Below are 14,764 nucleotides of genomic sequence, written 5' to 3' on the forward strand. Positions count from 1 at the left end.
GCCATTTATTCATATAGAACCTATAATTATCACGGAGGTAATTCTATGTCAATGGGTACATTCGATGCAGAGGAGTACGAACGTCGTGAGAAGAAAATCAGCTCTGTTGTCGCCGAGTCTGACGATCGACGGACGAACTTCGAAGGTCACATAGAGTACACTGGTGAGGACTCAATCGAAGATCTCCTCGCTCGACTGAAAGAAGTGAAGCCAGAGTAGTCTATAGGGTGATTGACCGCTATCTTAGATTGCTGTGTCGACTCTACCCAACCATCCCCGCCGCAATCCCGCGCAATATCGCTGTCGTAGGTGTAGTAGGTCGTGTCGTCTCCAAGAGATTGATAGCCACTGATGAAATGCAGAACCACGCCTTCCAGGCATGTTCTCCCGTGACGGCGTGCTCTGATTGGGGAAAGTGATCTGATCACTACTTTTTTGCTATGGCGATTGGCGATGAAGTCACGATAGTCGTCATAGCAACGTTCGCAAACCAAATGCTCGTCGTCGGAGGAGTTCGTACCCCAGATCCACCCCTTGAATCGTCAACCAAACATGCGGATCATCTCTGATCGTGCATCGTACTCGACCACTTTTCGATCCACTAGGTGCGGCAGATGCGTCTGGATCAACTTCGTTCGTAGTGACTCGACTTCCCATCCCTCGTATTCTGTTCCTTCGAATGCTCGGGGATCCTCGTCGAGCGTGCGACACAGTGAATCCACTGAGAGCGTGTCCTCATTTCGCTCAGCGATGTCCATGAGGATTTCACGTCGAAGCGGATCCTTGAGCGCAGTGAATACCTGATTGAGTTGGGTGTCTGTCGACTCACTGGTGTCCGAGTCAAATGGATTGTTTTCACTAGGCATGATAATCATTCGGTGGTGAAGTGTCGAACCATGTCGCCGCATGCTACAGAATCGCGCTATCGCTGGGTTCTACGTGGTGAAATACTACCGATAAGCTGCTGATTGCTACACTGTAATAGACAAAAATTATTTTTAAATATTTTTATTAGTATTGAGATAACTTATACCATGGTTCTGCTTCGTGCCAATTCTATTCGCTTTCACCTTTGCAGTAGCGAGGAAACCTTGTCGTAAATGGCGGGCAAGGATGTCACGAGACATCGAATATCGGTACTCTCATGGACACCCAAAATGTTTGCTAGCACATGCCATAGTTTGTGGTTCGTTTAGACGATCATCCGAAACTCGAGCTTGACAACCTTGACGTCGGCGTTGAAGAAGACGTCATTGCCTTCGATGTAACAGGGACGATCCGAGGCCTCGACAAGGATCTCCTCGATACACTAACTGATACAACCCTTCGACCGACCGAGATTCATTTCACAACAGACGAGTAGTGTACAGTACGACGTCTATTCGTCACTTGGCGACTGTTTGCTGTCGGAACTTGATTCGGAGTTGTGAACCGTAATCTGCCCACTGCTATCGACCTTGACGTGGTAGGCATCATAATTGAACAGGACATGCCCATTCGTCTCACGCGGGTTCCCTGCATCTCGTGGGCCGAAGAGCGCATCAAGTGCCTCGGGGTCGACGAAATCCGAGAGGAGTGCGAGTTCAGTCGGATCAGCATCATTCAGTGTTGCAATAGCTGTGATTAGCTCTTCACTAACGCTGTCCCTTATTGGATCAAATTCTGTCTGGTAGGCGGCATCGTCTGCGTGCTCGTCCTCGTCATCAGACGGGGGAGTATGATTTGTCATGGTGGGGTGCGAGAAGTACTAACTATAGAATGCACCCCACACACGGCATGTGAAACAGACAGACTGTTTCTGAAAGGTTCGTTTCCGCGCCCTGGAAACGGATACACAGAATGTTCTTGCTTCTTCGTCAGAGACTACCACATGCCACGTACATAAAGGTCTGGCTGAGGATCGAACACTACTGCTGTGGAGAGAACGAATACAGTCACTCCGAGCCTGATACCTCCTCATACTCGGCGGGCTCGGACACCGTAATCCACCCATCACTGGCAACCTCAACACGATACTGATTATACCGGAAGGAAACACTCCCCTCACTATCGCGGGTATGCCCGGCGACCTTCGGCCCGAAGAAGCCGTCTTCGATGGCGGCAATGTCTACACACTCGTATAACGGGGGATCTTTGATGTCTACTGGAGCAACGCCTACGGCATCCGCGATCGCGAAGATGACTTCGGTGGTGAGATCGCGATGGCTCTCGCGTTCATAATGAGCCTGGGTCACAAACGTCATGTCGGGATCGTCGGGTTCGTTTCCATCCGGTGCAAGTCTGGTACCATCATCAGTGTGGTCATTACTTGAGGTCATTTGTCGTCCTCCGTGTGAAACTATCCTATCGTACTGTCGAGCCCGAGGCAGTGATACCTCTTTGGGCAGCCATGGGTTACCGAGTGTCCTCCTGGTCGAACTCGCTGCGAGCATGCGTTTCTTGCCGATTGTCGAGACTCCCACCGGCACCCTCCAACGCGGCCAACACTTGGACCGCATGTGGCCCTGGAGTGATCGTCTCGGTGTCGGCATCGAACTCAATCACGTCCAAATCCACGAGTTTCGGTACGTGACTGTGATAAAGCGATGTGTACATCTCTTGGCGCGTGAGCGTCGCAATGTTCGCCTTTGCGGTGTCGGTCTCCCAGGCAGCCAATTTGGTCGCAAGCTCATCGAGTGACCATTCGGTTGCTTCGGCGAGGGTGTAGACAAGGTAGCGTCGTCGTGGATGGGAAATCGCCTCGAAGACGGGTTGTAACTCGAGGATGGTCTCCGAAACATCGATGTCGAGATCGCGCTCGGCGACGCTCTCTTCGTCGGTCCGGCCAGGGTCTCTCTCCCATTCGTCGGGAGGTAACTCGTCTCCCGCCATAGCCGATACACTGGTGTGAAACCTATTAAAAATTCGGTGTAGAGTGTGTTTCTCGACCATATTCGGCAAAAGCGCACTCGGTCATCATCTCTTGTTACCCATTTGGAATTTCATGTTCCAAGTGCGACCACTTGGAGCTGCCCAGTACTGACCAGCGGTGCTGTCCTTCTGTCGGTGGCAGATGTACCCACAACTGTCTAGTACATGAGGCAGTGAGACAAATGGATCCCAACCAATTCTTCCTTCATATCTGGTGGAACCCGTTTCCTATCCACTGAATCAATACGTGATAGTGAACTCATTTGAATCGCTGTTCTTCAGCAAACACATTTCGTCCGTTTGAACCTCTCACATGGGAGAATCGAATTCTCCTATCGACAATGGATGTAGTGTCTTCGAATACTGGGATTTCGTCGGAAGAGATCAGACGAATGCCGATCCGGCCACGAGTCCGATTGTTGCGCACACAGCGATAAAAGCCGCGTCCTTCGCCGAAACGCTCTCAGAAAACTGACTCGCAAGCGTCCCGATAATCAACGCGCAAATGATTCCGACAATCGGAATTTGAGAGATAATTCCATCCAGGGAAACAATAGGAAGCATACTCAACTGCTATCGCACCTCGTTAATGGATTCAGGTACCATGAATCATTATTTGCTCTAGAAGAATTTATATTTTATAGTTTTATCGTGAACACAGTCAGCAGCACCGATAACAGATTCCTCGATTTTCCATCCGAGAGAGAAAGTTGTTTGCGTGAGACCACACTACGGTGATCTATGGCGGCTGCGTGGGCACAGTGGGAGCACGTTACGAAAGTCGACCCTGATAAAGCACTCCACGACGGAGATACCTACGCTGACATTGCCGACACAGGCACAGATGCACTCATTCTCGGTGGCACCACGAACGTCACCGAGTCCAGCGTTCAGTCAATTCTCGATGCACTCGTCTCCGTCGAAATACCCGTCTTCGTCGAACCAACGTACCACCCGACCACGTTTCAGCATGGTGCTCTTCGCGGGTATCTCATCCCAACTGTTCTGAATGCCGGTGACAGAACGTGGGAAACAGGGGCGCACCAAGAGTGGGTTCGCTCGACAAATGCGATCGACTGGGAGCGAACGCATACCGAAGCGTACATCGTGTTAAATTCGGATTCGGCAGTCGCGACGTACACGCAAGCAGACTGTGACCTTGATGCAGATGACGTCGTTGCCTATGCTATACTTGCCGAACAAATCCTCGGCCAGGAGATCGTTTATCTCGAGTCTTTCAGACACGGAGTCGATCACTGGTGCCGTGGTGACAGCAGTAACTGAAGCGAATGGCACGAAGCCTGCGACCCCTCTTTACGAGGCCATCGATCCTGATGCTCTCGAAGCGCTCTATCAGCATGGCTCACCAGAGGTGAACTTTGAGTATATTGGGTATCACGTTACGGTGCATTCTGACCGGACCGTTTCCGTTGCTACCGTCGATTCGTAGAGTGCTACGAGTTGGATTCGCTCACATCCGATTTATTGCCGCCGTCACCGAGGCTCTGTCCCGCCTGCAACAGTGCTTCGAGACGAGGGTGTTCCGTATACGAAATGAGCTGTAGTGAGGAATTGTACTCGATCACGCCATAATCAGCGAGTTTGGGCAGATGGAGATGATGGAGCCGAGTTTGCAACTTTTCAGGATTCGTGTCAGTGTGGGTCTGGAGATATTCGACGAGTGCTTCGAGCGGCACAGGTTGATCGGCAGTCTCGATGAGATGGGTGAGAATGTGGCGTCTTTGGGTATTAGCTAAAAGTGTGAATATCTCGTCAAGCGAACGTTGCTCGTCTGTGTCTTCTGGTGAAAAGCCCATTTTTATCGACACTACTGCCGGGAGTTCTATAAGGTCTTGGTCTGTTCGAACAGAGTCATTTAAAAAGGTTCACGAAATAATAGCAGATCAGATGATCATGGCTCGGACGCACCGAATAGTGTCTGCTTGACAATAGCCTCGATACCATGTCTGATTCGATCCGACAACGATTGTTGGGTAATATCGAGTTCTGTCGCCAACTCCGAGAGCGTCACCTGCCAGGGCGTCTCGAAATACCCACGTTGGAATGCGAGCACGAGTGCTTTCCGCTGTTTGTCCGTGAGGATATTTTCGAGTTCGGATGCACCGGCCTCGGATAACGACTGCATTTTGCCGAGTGTGTACCCAATGTCGTTCTCTCGACTGATGTTATGGAAGCGTGTCAGATGGTCGTGAGATGGGAACAACAATTCGAACTCCCAATTGTCAGTGCCATAGCCGTGAGCGTTTCGAATGATCCCCTCTGCGGTAGTAAGCCCTTCCAAGAATGCTCCACTTGGGATATCCCAATTGAGGAGATACAACCGACGGTCACCCACTTCATCGATTGCAACGAATTGCTGGACGTTGATATCGTCTCGAACACGCTGTTCGAAGGCATCTAAGTCGCCATCCCACGCCCAAAAAATCGGGACGACGTCGGCACCCACAGGGACGATGCGCTCGAACTCGATATGGAGGTCACTGTCAGTGGTCAGCATGGTTCCTAACGGGAAGTTCTCCGGGGGAAGAGACAGCTCAATAATGACCGCCATGCAATCGTACACTATTTGTTGACGCTTAGTCGCTTGGGTGGTATGGACGTGCATCTCGCGGGGGTACAGGGTACCAGCGATTTTTGTCTTTCAGTTATTTCTGATCCCCTTCTCGACACGGAGTGACCCACCGCACTCACTACATCGGTACTGTTCTGGGTTGCGAACGGTCTTTGAGCGTCGATACCGGCCAATCCGCCTGCCGCAGTCCTCGCAAACAAGCCACCACTTCGGGGTGGTGAATCGCTCGCAGTGCTGCGAAGTGTCGAGGCGGTCCGCCACTGTGCGAACGTCGAGCCGTGATCCGCGTCGCCGAATTCGTGGTACTGCCAGGCGTGGATGAGTTCGTGGCGCACCGTCGAACTGAATTGCTCCCAACCGTGCTGCTCGAATGCGGCCCATGCGAGCGAGATCGTTATCTCGCCGTTCGCAGGGTCGTACTTCGTCGCTCCTGCCGACCGCTGTCGTCGGTGAGACACTTCCCACGCAATCGTTTCGACCGGTAAGTCCGGGAAGTGCTCAGCGGCGACGTCCGCCGCGTGCTGTCGTACTCGGTCGAGCAGGGCCGTCGATGTCTTTGGAGTATCGTCGTAAATGTACCCAGTTCGGATCCCACAAACACAAAGACGAAGTAGCGTCAACACGAATGTCAACGTACGATGGGCATCGCAAACGATCAGATTCGCGTTAGCGATACAGTAAAGCGGGAGTTAGAACGCCGGAAACGAGAGGGTGAGAGTTTCAACGACGTTCTTGAGCGTATGCTCGGCGACAACAGCGGCGATTTCGCTGATGGATTTGGTCGCTGGTCGGACGAAGAGGCTGAACGCGTCCGTGAGGGTCGCAAACAGGGCAAAGAGAAGCGAAAGGCACAGATGCAACGACTCGGTAGAGGCGACGCGTGAAGGTTCTCGACACTTCGTTTCTTATCGACTACCTCGCAGGTGTTGCGTCTACCAAAACGTTCTACGAGGAAGCAGGCGGTACCGAGGAGCAGTGGATCATCCCTCTCGTTGCGTATGCTGAGGTGCTTGTCGGAGCGGGCAACCTTCCGGATGGTGACATCGACGGTGTGCGTGCTGATCTCTCCTGGGGAGAAGTGTATGTTACCGACGAACGGACAGCGATCACCGCCGGGAACATTGCAGACGAGATCGCACCCGGTGGCCCCTATCTCGACGGGCCTGATGCACTTATTGCTGCTGTTGGTCGTAAACTCGATGCACCAGTGGTTTCTGGGGACGGCGACTTGACTCACGAAGCGACACAGAAAGTGATTGACGTCGAAAAGTACCGGTGATATCCTCACCCGCCGTAAACGGCGGGGTTTCCTGCTTACAGAAAGACGAAGATCGTCGGTTACTGTATCCGCACTCACTGTGATCATTCGCTAGTCGGTGATAGCCGGAGCGACAATGGCCGTGACGTGGCCAAAAAGAGCTGAAGCGGTGGTTCGTTCGGCAGTTCCTTCCGTCCCGCACGAACGCATGGCCAGTACGGGAAGTCACCGACGCCCTCGCAGTCGCAGTCTTCGAGTTCGGTATCGTTGTCGTCCTCGGAGGGGAACGAGTCGAGCGTTCCGTCTTGAGTTGCGGTTTCGACGGCGGCCATGTGTTTGCAAAAGGCGTTGCGGTGGACGTGATGCGGGGACGTGCAGGCCATCAATTCCTCGGTCACGTCGTCGATGGAGACGGTGTACTGGTGGTTTGTGGGGTTCTCGCGGATCTCGTTAGGGATGTTCGATGAGTCCGGGGTATTGACCCAGTTAACAAACCAATGATCTATACTATCATTTGCTGCCTGATGGCATTACAACGGTGCAGCAGTGAAAGGTTGTTATGGAATCTCTTTGAGCGGAACCGCGGTCGCCGCATCGGCAACAATCCAGGATGAGAAAATGCTTTTGTTGCCTGTTACCGGTTGAACAAGGACGTATTCAGTGTCAGAGGTGCCTTCAACGGTATATTCGAGATTGAAGATAGGCTATGACTCAAGAGGTGCATCTGAGACGATACTATTGCCCGATGAAGATGGAGTCATAGGTAGTCATCCTCAAATTCGACGTCGGTCTTGAGCATTGTAACCGAAGTGGCTACTAATGCAGGTGCTCTTGCTGATTAGCTACTTCTAACAGTGATTAATCCCTTTTGCGGTTGGTTTGAAGAGTTGAAACAGGGGGAATCAGACACCGGCTACTTGTTTGACTCAATTTTTGGCCGTGTTGACAGTCACAGAGCCATCGAAATCAAGAATAATTTTCTGTACCGTATCTCCGAAAATAGCCTTTCCAGTCGGCGATCGGTTGTGACCCGTGATAAAGATCCGGTCACAATTTTGCTGATTGGCTATTTCGAGAACTTTTTCAGCCTTGTTACCAAGATATCCTGCCGTATCGTATTCAACGGTAATATCAGAAAGAATTTCACTTCCAATTTCGTCGGCGAGTTGTGTAGCCCTTTCCTCTGCCTCGTTACGAGTATAATGAGTCGAATTACTGGTGGAAGAATCCATGGATTCTCGATGTAAGCTATATTTCAATGCGTCAGTGACGTGAATGAGTAAAAGATCTGCGTTCGTTGCCTTTGCCACTTCACCGGCCTGTCTCACTAGGGTCCGTGCCGACTCTGTCGGCTCAACTACTGCAAGTAGCTGATCCATACTACCAGTAGCAACCGAATTCATAAAATCATTTCTTCCCAATAGAGAAATTACAACAATAATCAATGAAATACTCGTTAAATCTCCTTTCTGTTCAAATATGTCTCCCAAATGTAAAAGGGAAAAATGCACCGGCCGTAATGTGTCATCCATTCAGGTCAGTATCGAGTCGAAAGTAGTGAATCGGTCGTACCGTTACTCGCGAGAGGGTACCGACTCCGTTCCGGTTGCCCCGACAGAATCGGAGACATTGTCCCGAAGATCGGCTTCAATCGCCTCGAGGGAGCGTCCCTTTGTCTCGGGAACCATTCGATAGGCGAAGACGAATGCCAATAAGCTACAGATCCCGAACAGCCAGAAAGTGGATGGTTTACCCAGATTTGCGGTGAGTACCGGGAATGCGAGGGAAACGAGCAGGTTTGCACCCCAATTGGCGACAGTTACAGTTCCCATGGCACTGCCGCGAACCGAGAGTGGATAGATCTCGGAGATGAGCAACCAAAACACCGGGCCAAGGCCAATCGCGAAGAAAGCAACGAAAAGCATCAGGCTTCCCGTCGCAACCCACCCAAGGATGCCTCCAAATCCGGGAAGGTAAAAGACGGCACCGAGAACTCCCGGCGTCACGACCATTCCTCCGACCCCAACGAGCAAGAGACGGCGGCGGCCAACGCGGTCAATAAGTGCGATCGCAACGATAGTCATGACGACGTTAATAACACCGATTCCGACGGTAGCAAAGATCGATGTTGAACTTCCGAAACCGGTTGATTCGAGAATTGTGGGTGCATAGTAGATGACAGCATTGATGCCGGTAATTTGCTGAAAGACGGCAAGTCCGAGCCCGACGATAAGTGCTGGCCGCAACCATGATTCGAACAGATCCGATAAGCCGTTTCCAGACTGTTTATCGACTGTTTTCTTGATTTCGTCCATTTCAGCATCGATGTCGGATTCACGAGTACGCTTGAGAACTGCTCGAGCAGCGTCCGGTTGATCGTGTTCGTAGAGCCAGCGCGGGCTTTCGGGCATTTTGAGCATACCGAGTGCGAGGATGACAGCCGGGATCATCCCCGTCCCCAACATTAATCGCCAATCGCCAGTATCTGCAAAAGCGTAATTGACGAAGTAGGAAATAAGGATTCCGAGTGTTACCATAAGTTGATTCAGTGAAGTAAGTGCGCCGCGAATTTTGGGTGGTGCAATTTCAGAGATGTAGAGTGGGCCAACGATTGATGCAAAGCCGATCGCAACGCCATCGATGAGACGTCCCACGACCAATACCAGAACCGTCGGTGCGATAGCCATCGTTAGCGATCCGATGAAGAAAACTACCGCACCGAGCAGGATTAGTCGGCGCCGACCGATCTGATCGGCTAGTTTGCCGCCAGTCGCAGCACCGAACGCTGCGCCCGCCATTGCACCACTGATTACGATGCCTTCAACGAGTGGTGACATCGTGAAGGTGTTATTAATATAGAGAAATGCACCGGAGATAATTCCGGTATCGAATCCGAATAAGAGCCCGTTGAGGGCTGCCAATCCAGCAGTGAGATAAATGAACCGATCCCCTCCACTTGCTTGTGTGTCGTCTGTGTTAGCGGTAGCCATGAATAGCGTACTCAAAGCTGTCGATGTTTGGTTTAGATAATTTTCGAATTTTTCTCAATCAATATTAGTTTGATATCGGAGTATATATACTCATAAAACACCAAAATAGAAGATTATTGTATACACTGTTCGTATGACGGACAATAGAAGATTATTGTATACACTGTTCGTATGACGGACTGAATTATTCTCGACCCCGCGAGTCGTAGGCGTCCCATGTGAGCGAGATTGTAATCTCGTCCCTCGGATGATTGTATTTCGTTGTTCCTGCTGACCGCTGTCGTGGTGGGATACCTTTACTCAATTGCTTCAATCAATAGATCTGGGCACGCTCCGTCGTCGGTTTGTTCTCGCGTTCGGTCGAACCAGCCGCACACTCGGTGAGCGTTCGCTGGGTACCATCGGCCAGCGTTGTTTTGCGAAACATGACTGAAAAAGTGAGTGGGTTAGCAACAATCGGTGAGTGCACCCTTCCGGATGGCTTCCGCGCCACAGTCCTCACACCGCCAATCGTTGTGATCGACGTGTCCGTACTTGTCGTAGCCAGTGTGCGGGCCACTGATGCGCTCGTCCTCCGAGGAGAAGGCGTCGAGTGTCCCGTCGTCGGTTGCGTTTTCGACGGCGGCCATGTGTTTGCAGACAGCGTTACGGTGGACGTGGTGCGGGCACGTGCAGGCCATCAATTCCTCGGTTACGTTGTTGATGGAGATGGGATATGGTGTCAGTGTGTCTTGTCTGCCTCAAGTGCACCGATAACATCATTCAGGTCGAAAAGGCGGAGATCAGTACGATCGTCAGCAGCTTCTTCTACAGACGATTTGAATCCTGACCGGCTGAATAACGCGTATTCATACGATGGGTTACCACCCGTATTCGGTGTCCAGTTGATATATTCCACCGTCTCTTCGAGATTGTTGAGAATATTATACCCGAGCGGAGCATTTGTGAACTTGGCTTCACCGACGAGAAGTTTTGACTCGTCAGTCGGGGCGACGACATCGATTTCACGTCCTTTGTACCACCACTGACTCGGCACCCGTGTGAACGTACAGTCGGGATATAATGCAGGGAGTGCATCGTGACAAAGCTCTTCAAATGTTTCACTCACGAAGTCCGGTAACTCTGGTTCGATCAGATCCGCGTATGCATTTTCACCATAAAGTTCGTATTGACCACCACGGCCGTACAGATACCGGAAGTAAAAACGAAAGACGGGATCTCGGATTTTGTATCGCGTTCGTTTACTTCGCGTTGGGTCAGCGAGTGCTGGATGATGTTTTTCGATAATCTGTAGCGTTTCTAAGCGGTCGAAATAATAGGACGTATTGGTGCTCTCAATTCCGGCCCCTTGTGCGATTTCGTTTCGGCTTCGATTTCCGTTCGCCATCGATTCTAATACCGAAAAATACGTGTTTACCTCATTGAGCTCCATTTGGAGCACCGTTTCTGGCTCGTTATGGAGTGATCCGTCTGGGTCACACAATAATCGTGTGATATTCTCTCCGAGTGATCGTGATGCGTCAAGCGGATCGAGATAGCGTGGTGTGCCACCGAAGACGCCATACACGAATACACGATCTTCCGGGTTGTATTCCGGAACAAACTCTTTGACTGACCGGAAGGGTAACTGTGTGAGTTTCATTCGGCCATTCGGCGTCTGGGAGACTCGTCCATAGAGGGGCGCACCGCCATCAAGCAAATAGGTGTGTATCATACCGATCGCTGACCCTGTCAGGACGAGCGTTGCTTGACTGTCGTCTACGCCGGTATCCCACAGGTGTTGCACGATAGAGGGGAGGCTCTCGTCTGATTCGATAAGATAGGGAAACTCGTCGATAATGATGATCGCGTCTCGGTCAACGAGGTGTGTGAGAAGCGGTTCCCACTCTTCTTTGACGGATGTAATGCTGGGAAATGTTGAGGCAACTGCTTCAGCGAAGCGGGAAAGTTGGGTGGTTGGAGTTCCCTGAACAGCCTGATAGTAGACGACGTCATTTCGATCAATAACGGATTGGCGAACGAGTTCGCTCTTTCCGATTTGCCGACGGCCGTAGATGATCGCGAGTTCCGCTTGCTCACTATCGTATAACGCTTTGAGTCGGTCAAGTTCCTTGATGCGATTGACGAACTTTTCCATACTTATGGTAGAGATACGAGGTATGTATGTGCTTCGAAGTTAGTGGTGAGACTATTATAGCTCAAACTCTAATAGTTTCATTCCTAATTTAGACTCCTGTGAGCATTCGCTGGTCGGTGATATCCGAGACCGTCACTTGGCATGCCTGGATAAAGAGAGTTGAAGCGGTGGTTCGTTCGGCAGTTCTTTTCGTCCCGTTCGCACGCACGGCCAGCACGGGAAGTCACCAAGGCCGCCACAGTCACAGTCTTCGGGTTCGGTCTCGTTGTCGTCCTCGGAGGGGAAGGCGTCGAGCGTTCCGCCGTCCGTCGAGGTTTCGACGGCGGCCATGTGTTTGCAGTAGGCGTTCCGGTGGACGTGGTGCGGACAGGTGCAGGCCATCAGTTCCTCAGTCACGTCGTCGATGGACACGGTGTATTGGTGCTCTTCCGGGTTCCCGTGGCTCTCGTTGATCACTTCGACGAGTCTGGAGGCTCCCACGTCGAAGGAAAATTGTTCGGCCTGTGCGCGTTGCTGTGCCGTCTCGTCAGCTTCAATTCCTATGGATGGTTTCGTTCAATTGGCTTCGTACAATTGGTATTTTTGAGCTTTGACAGCCGAGAGACCAGCGTCGGATGGTTCTGCATCCGACGTGGGTTTCCACTACTCAGTAGTTAGAGGACGGTGAGAACGAGCAGGAGAAGCTGGCCAAGCAGATTTTGAGAGACTGGTCAGAATGCCTTTTCCCAGTAAATCCATTGGTTGTGGTGGCCAAAGGAAACTCGGCCACCATCCCTGTCGAAGTAACGTCAGAGACACAACCTCCCCAGAGTAGCTGTGAACGCAATTCAGGTCGGCTACCCGCCTATCATCCATCCCACAGCATCACGAATTCCGACTCAAACGGGGGCATGATCCCGCTATCATGTTCCCGAAGTAGACCTTCCGGACCGTGATTTCGCCAGACGTTTGAAACACATTGTTGAATTGTTGACTAATAGGTCATCTGGAGATTACCCCTTCGCCAACGGTAGAGATGAACCAGATAGAATATTCCCCCGAACAGGAATCCAGCGACACAGATAATGTACACATCAGAGAGATGCATTATACCAAGCAAGGGATTCCCCGAAAGTGGATACAGAGGTTGCATATCTGTATGCATAATTGCGTCAAGTATGAGATGGCTGTAGACACCAATCAAACTCGCAGCCACGATTCGAGAGAGTGAGCGCTTCTGGGCGAGGCCAAATGGTGCGCCCAATCGATTCCAGAGTGGCTTAGTCCTGTACATGCCAGTTGCAAGGACACCAGCTAAGAGTGTCCCGCCAAACACAGTGTGCAGTGGTCCATGGAGGTTCCCGGTGAACGGGCCAAAATAGATCGCAATTGACCTGATATCCACAATCATCGTTGCAATGCAGAGCATTGGAAAATCGAGCCAGCGAAAGAGCGCTAAACCGAGAAATAGACCAATACCGAGGTGATAGGGCGTGAGGGGCATATTGAGAATTTACTCACAAATGCGGTTAATTGTTACTATAGATGAGTATTCAGAAATAGAATCTGAAGGCACAAGCTGATAGAGGATTTATCGGACTGTCACGAAGAGAGACTAATCATGAACTCATATGTCGCCCTCGTCGGAGCAATTATCGCCGAAGTCACTGGGACAACAGCCTTGAATCTCTCGAACGGATTCACTGAGCTTATTCCAAGTATTATCGTCGTTCTCGGGTATGGAGGATCGTTCTATCTATTGAGTCTTGCTCTCACGGACTTACCTGTCGGGATGATCTATGCGACATGGTCTGGAGTTGGTGTTGTGTTGATTGCCGTTATTGGAATCGTATTCTTTGATGAGCAAATTGACATTGCTGGTGTACTTGGATTTGGACTTATTATTGCAGGCGTTTACTTGTTGAACGTCGTCTCAAACACATCGGCTCATTAACTTATAGGAGAGTCTCCCGTGGCCATCGATTGTCAGTGAAAAGCTACCGCTTCCTCACATCTTTATCGAGATTGGAGAGGACAAGTAACAGATACCGACTGATATACAAACTGAATCCCCGATTCACGAAGTACGTCGAAAGACGTGGTGGCAGACAGGACACTTTCGTTCGAGTTCATCGATTACGCAATCACTTGTATTACCGGTCCATCCACAGTCAGGACATTGAGTAAGGCCAGGACTCATTTTATTCCTCAACGGGTTCCTGTACCAACTACTTTGGGAACACAAGCGATGTCCTGAATCGACGCCTGATTGGCGGGTATGTCTCCAAAGTTACAAGTACATGTGGTTGTATTTATGAGATTTTAATAACTTGGGTCTAAGGCTAGATATAGACGTTCTATTCCGCGATATTACCGGTATAATCCCATATCGACCCGCAAACCTAAGGTTGGAGTAGTAACAAGAATAGGAGCGTCTAAGGTTGGGTGAGTAATAAGAATGGGGACGAAGTGGTGAGGTACAGTTTTCAGCCGTTTGAAGCCGTGAAAGGCTGCATCTATGATTTCGATCCAGCCTTAGAATCCTAAGGCTGGATTCTATGGCCGGAAACCAGCCCTACGCGATTCTATGCAATTTTAAAGCCGTCAAATGCCGATCTGTACCTCCAAATTCTTCCAAAGTAATAGGGGGGTACGAACAAATGGGACGAGGATCGACAGTGATGGGAATACCATGAGAGCAAGACAGTTTTGAACAACTGTATTTTCACTATTTGAGAATAGCGTCTGGCAGTAACTCACTGGTAATGATTGCCCTCGATATCGGAGATAGTCAGGTATCTGTCGGATGCATCGGCAAGAGAGTGCTTACGCGGGCAACAGATGCGACAACTAGCGAATGAGTACAGGAGAATAGTTCTTGCTCTCCCGTGGCTTTC

General features: G+C 50.7%; 21 protein-coding genes. 7 read left to right on the forward strand and 14 right to left on the reverse strand.

Annotation, left to right across the window (positions count from 1 at the left end; all coding sequences use genetic code 11):
- Positions 1-45 precede the first annotated feature (45 nt).
- Positions 46-219: a DUF5786 family protein gene (locus OOF89_RS23565; protein WP_266082850.1), complete on the forward strand. Its 174-nt coding sequence runs from the start codon at positions 46-48 to the stop codon at positions 217-219.
- Between the two features lie 323 nt (positions 220-542).
- Here OOF89_RS23565 and OOF89_RS23570 read toward each other — a convergent pair whose 3' ends face one another.
- Positions 543-866, reverse strand: a complete 324-nt coding sequence (locus tag OOF89_RS23570) for a DUF7344 domain-containing protein (RefSeq protein WP_266082852.1) — start codon at positions 864-866, stop codon at positions 543-545.
- Positions 867-1,183: 317 nt separating this feature from the next.
- On the opposite strand from OOF89_RS23570, the gene OOF89_RS23575 reads away from it, so the two are divergent.
- Positions 1,184-1,363, forward strand: a complete 180-nt coding sequence (locus OOF89_RS23575; RefSeq protein WP_266082854.1) for a hypothetical protein — start codon at positions 1,184-1,186, stop codon at positions 1,361-1,363.
- Positions 1,364-1,378: 15 nt separating this feature from the next.
- Here OOF89_RS23575 and OOF89_RS23580 read toward each other — a convergent pair whose 3' ends face one another.
- The 3 genes from OOF89_RS23580 to OOF89_RS23590 all read right to left on the reverse strand — a co-directional run bounded on the left by OOF89_RS23580 (position 1,379) and on the right by OOF89_RS23590 (position 2,871).
- Positions 1,379-1,729, reverse strand: coding sequence for a HalOD1 output domain-containing protein (locus OOF89_RS23580; RefSeq protein WP_266082856.1), 351 nt, complete (start codon positions 1,727-1,729; stop codon positions 1,379-1,381).
- Positions 1,730-1,934: 205 nt separating this feature from the next.
- Entirely contained in the window at positions 1,935-2,318 is a 384-nt protein-coding gene (locus OOF89_RS23585; protein ID WP_266082858.1) for a HalOD1 output domain-containing protein, read from the reverse strand.
- A gap of 76 nt (positions 2,319-2,394) precedes the next feature.
- Positions 2,395-2,871, reverse strand: coding sequence for a DUF7344 domain-containing protein (locus OOF89_RS23590; RefSeq protein WP_266082860.1), 477 nt, complete (start codon positions 2,869-2,871; stop codon positions 2,395-2,397).
- Between the two features lie 780 nt (positions 2,872-3,651).
- On the opposite strand from OOF89_RS23590, the gene OOF89_RS23595 reads away from it, so the two are divergent.
- Positions 3,652-4,194 carry a geranylgeranylglyceryl/heptaprenylglyceryl phosphate synthase gene (locus OOF89_RS23595; protein ID WP_266082862.1) on the forward strand — a complete coding sequence of 181 codons (543 nt, stop codon included), beginning with the start codon at positions 3,652-3,654 and terminating at the stop codon, positions 4,192-4,194.
- Positions 4,094-4,360: a HalOD1 output domain-containing protein gene (locus OOF89_RS23600; protein WP_266082863.1), complete on the forward strand. Its 267-nt coding sequence runs from the start codon at positions 4,094-4,096 to the stop codon at positions 4,358-4,360. Before OOF89_RS23595 ends, OOF89_RS23600 begins: the two co-directional genes overlap by 101 nt.
- Before the next feature lie 4 nt (positions 4,361-4,364).
- Here OOF89_RS23600 and OOF89_RS23605 read toward each other — a convergent pair whose 3' ends face one another.
- From OOF89_RS23605 to OOF89_RS23615, 3 genes are all read right to left on the reverse strand, one after another.
- Positions 4,365-4,727 carry a DUF7344 domain-containing protein gene (locus OOF89_RS23605; RefSeq protein WP_266082864.1) on the reverse strand — a complete coding sequence of 121 codons (363 nt, stop codon included), beginning with the start codon at positions 4,725-4,727 and terminating at the stop codon, positions 4,365-4,367.
- A 95-nt stretch (positions 4,728-4,822) separates the two neighbouring features.
- Positions 4,823-5,482, reverse strand: a complete 660-nt coding sequence (locus OOF89_RS23610; protein ID WP_266082865.1) for a helix-turn-helix domain-containing protein — start codon at positions 5,480-5,482, stop codon at positions 4,823-4,825.
- Between the two features lie 11 nt (positions 5,483-5,493).
- Positions 5,494-6,126 carry a SprT-like domain-containing protein gene (locus OOF89_RS23615; protein WP_266082867.1) on the reverse strand — a complete coding sequence of 211 codons (633 nt, stop codon included), beginning with the start codon at positions 6,124-6,126 and terminating at the stop codon, positions 5,494-5,496.
- Positions 6,127-6,141: 15 nt separating this feature from the next.
- Between OOF89_RS23615 and OOF89_RS23620 the strand changes: the two genes are divergently transcribed.
- Together OOF89_RS23620 and OOF89_RS23625 are read left to right on the forward strand one after the other, a co-directional pair.
- Positions 6,142-6,387, forward strand: a complete 246-nt coding sequence (locus tag OOF89_RS23620; protein WP_266082869.1) for an antitoxin VapB family protein — start codon at positions 6,142-6,144, stop codon at positions 6,385-6,387.
- Positions 6,384-6,782: a PIN domain-containing protein gene (locus OOF89_RS23625; protein ID WP_266082871.1), complete on the forward strand. Its 399-nt coding sequence runs from the start codon at positions 6,384-6,386 to the stop codon at positions 6,780-6,782. The genes OOF89_RS23620 and OOF89_RS23625 overlap by 4 nt, the downstream gene beginning before the upstream one ends.
- An 83-nt stretch (positions 6,783-6,865) precedes the next feature.
- Here OOF89_RS23625 and OOF89_RS23630 read toward each other — a convergent pair whose 3' ends face one another.
- The 7 genes from OOF89_RS23630 to OOF89_RS23660 all read right to left on the reverse strand — a co-directional run bounded on the left by OOF89_RS23630 (position 6,866) and on the right by OOF89_RS23660 (position 13,371).
- Entirely contained in the window at positions 6,866-7,144 is a 279-nt protein-coding gene (locus OOF89_RS23630; protein WP_266082873.1) for an SWIM zinc finger family protein, read from the reverse strand.
- Positions 7,145-7,687: 543 nt separating this feature from the next.
- Positions 7,688-8,293, reverse strand: a complete 606-nt coding sequence (locus OOF89_RS23635) for a universal stress protein (protein ID WP_266082874.1) — start codon at positions 8,291-8,293, stop codon at positions 7,688-7,690.
- 42 nt (positions 8,294-8,335) lie between these two features.
- Positions 8,336-9,751, reverse strand: coding sequence for a sugar porter family MFS transporter (locus tag OOF89_RS23640; RefSeq protein ID WP_266082875.1), 1,416 nt, complete (start codon positions 9,749-9,751; stop codon positions 8,336-8,338).
- 446 nt (positions 9,752-10,197) lie between these two features.
- Positions 10,198-10,431 carry a hypothetical protein gene (locus tag OOF89_RS23645; RefSeq protein ID WP_266082877.1) on the reverse strand — a complete coding sequence of 78 codons (234 nt, stop codon included), beginning with the start codon at positions 10,429-10,431 and terminating at the stop codon, positions 10,198-10,200.
- A gap of 41 nt (positions 10,432-10,472) precedes the next feature.
- Positions 10,473-11,888 (reverse strand): ATP-binding protein, encoded by a 1,416-nt coding sequence (locus tag OOF89_RS23650; protein WP_266082879.1) that lies wholly within the window; start codon positions 11,886-11,888, stop codon positions 10,473-10,475.
- Between the two features lie 132 nt (positions 11,889-12,020).
- A complete protein-coding gene (locus tag OOF89_RS23655) occupies positions 12,021-12,368 on the reverse strand; it encodes an SWIM zinc finger family protein (RefSeq protein WP_266082881.1) in 348 nt (115 codons plus the stop codon).
- Between the two features lie 493 nt (positions 12,369-12,861).
- Positions 12,862-13,371 carry a hypothetical protein gene (locus OOF89_RS23660; protein WP_266082883.1) on the reverse strand — a complete coding sequence of 170 codons (510 nt, stop codon included), beginning with the start codon at positions 13,369-13,371 and terminating at the stop codon, positions 12,862-12,864.
- A gap of 117 nt (positions 13,372-13,488) precedes the next feature.
- Here OOF89_RS23660 and OOF89_RS23665 point away from each other — a divergent pair, with 117 nt between their 5' ends.
- Positions 13,489-13,821 carry a DMT family transporter gene (locus OOF89_RS23665; protein ID WP_266082885.1) on the forward strand — a complete coding sequence of 111 codons (333 nt, stop codon included), beginning with the start codon at positions 13,489-13,491 and terminating at the stop codon, positions 13,819-13,821.
- The last annotated feature ends 943 nt before the right edge of the window (positions 13,822-14,764 follow it).

This window comes from Haladaptatus caseinilyticus, assembly GCF_026248685.1.
Taxonomy (GTDB): domain Archaea; phylum Halobacteriota; class Halobacteria; order Halobacteriales; family Haladaptataceae; genus Haladaptatus; species Haladaptatus caseinilyticus.

What these genes read in the sequence shown, in the direction of transcription:
- OOF89_RS23605 (WP_266082864.1), bottom strand. Translation starts at nt 4,727, where the DNA reads ATGGGCTTTTCACCAGAAGACACAGACGAGCAACGTTCGCTTGACGAG.
- OOF89_RS23630 (WP_266082873.1), bottom strand. Translation starts at nt 7,144, where the DNA reads ATGGCCTGCACGTCCCCGCATCACGTCCACCGCAACGCCTTTTGCAAA.
- OOF89_RS23565 (WP_266082850.1), top strand. Translation starts at nt 46, where the DNA reads ATGTCAATGGGTACATTCGATGCAGAGGAGTACGAACGTCGTGAGAAG.
- OOF89_RS23645 (WP_266082877.1), bottom strand. Translation starts at nt 10,431, where the DNA reads ATGGCCTGCACGTGCCCGCACCACGTCCACCGTAACGCTGTCTGCAAA.
- OOF89_RS23620 (WP_266082869.1), top strand. Translation starts at nt 6,142, where the DNA reads ATGGGCATCGCAAACGATCAGATTCGCGTTAGCGATACAGTAAAGCGG.
- OOF89_RS23600 (WP_266082863.1), top strand. Translation starts at nt 4,094, where the DNA reads ATGCTATACTTGCCGAACAAATCCTCGGCCAGGAGATCGTTTATCTCG.
- OOF89_RS23665 (WP_266082885.1), top strand. Translation starts at nt 13,489, where the DNA reads ATGAACTCATATGTCGCCCTCGTCGGAGCAATTATCGCCGAAGTCACT.
- OOF89_RS23590 (WP_266082860.1), bottom strand. Translation starts at nt 2,871, where the DNA reads ATGGCGGGAGACGAGTTACCTCCCGACGAATGGGAGAGAGACCCTGGC.
- OOF89_RS23610 (WP_266082865.1), bottom strand. Translation starts at nt 5,482, where the DNA reads ATGGCGGTCATTATTGAGCTGTCTCTTCCCCCGGAGAACTTCCCGTTA.
- OOF89_RS23580 (WP_266082856.1), bottom strand. Translation starts at nt 1,729, where the DNA reads ATGACAAATCATACTCCCCCGTCTGATGACGAGGACGAGCACGCAGAC.
- OOF89_RS23635 (WP_266082874.1), bottom strand. Translation starts at nt 8,293, where the DNA reads ATGGATGACACATTACGGCCGGTGCATTTTTCCCTTTTACATTTGGGA.
- OOF89_RS23595 (WP_266082862.1), top strand. Translation starts at nt 3,652, where the DNA reads ATGGCGGCTGCGTGGGCACAGTGGGAGCACGTTACGAAAGTCGACCCT.
- OOF89_RS23585 (WP_266082858.1), bottom strand. Translation starts at nt 2,318, where the DNA reads ATGACCTCAAGTAATGACCACACTGATGATGGTACCAGACTTGCACCG.
- OOF89_RS23640 (WP_266082875.1), bottom strand. Translation starts at nt 9,751, where the DNA reads ATGGCTACCGCTAACACAGACGACACACAAGCAAGTGGAGGGGATCGG.
- OOF89_RS23650 (WP_266082879.1), bottom strand. Translation starts at nt 11,888, where the DNA reads ATGGAAAAGTTCGTCAATCGCATCAAGGAACTTGACCGACTCAAAGCG.
- OOF89_RS23570 (WP_266082852.1), bottom strand. Translation starts at nt 866, where the DNA reads ATGCCTAGTGAAAACAATCCATTTGACTCGGACACCAGTGAGTCGACA.
- OOF89_RS23660 (WP_266082883.1), bottom strand. Translation starts at nt 13,371, where the DNA reads ATGCCCCTCACGCCCTATCACCTCGGTATTGGTCTATTTCTCGGTTTA.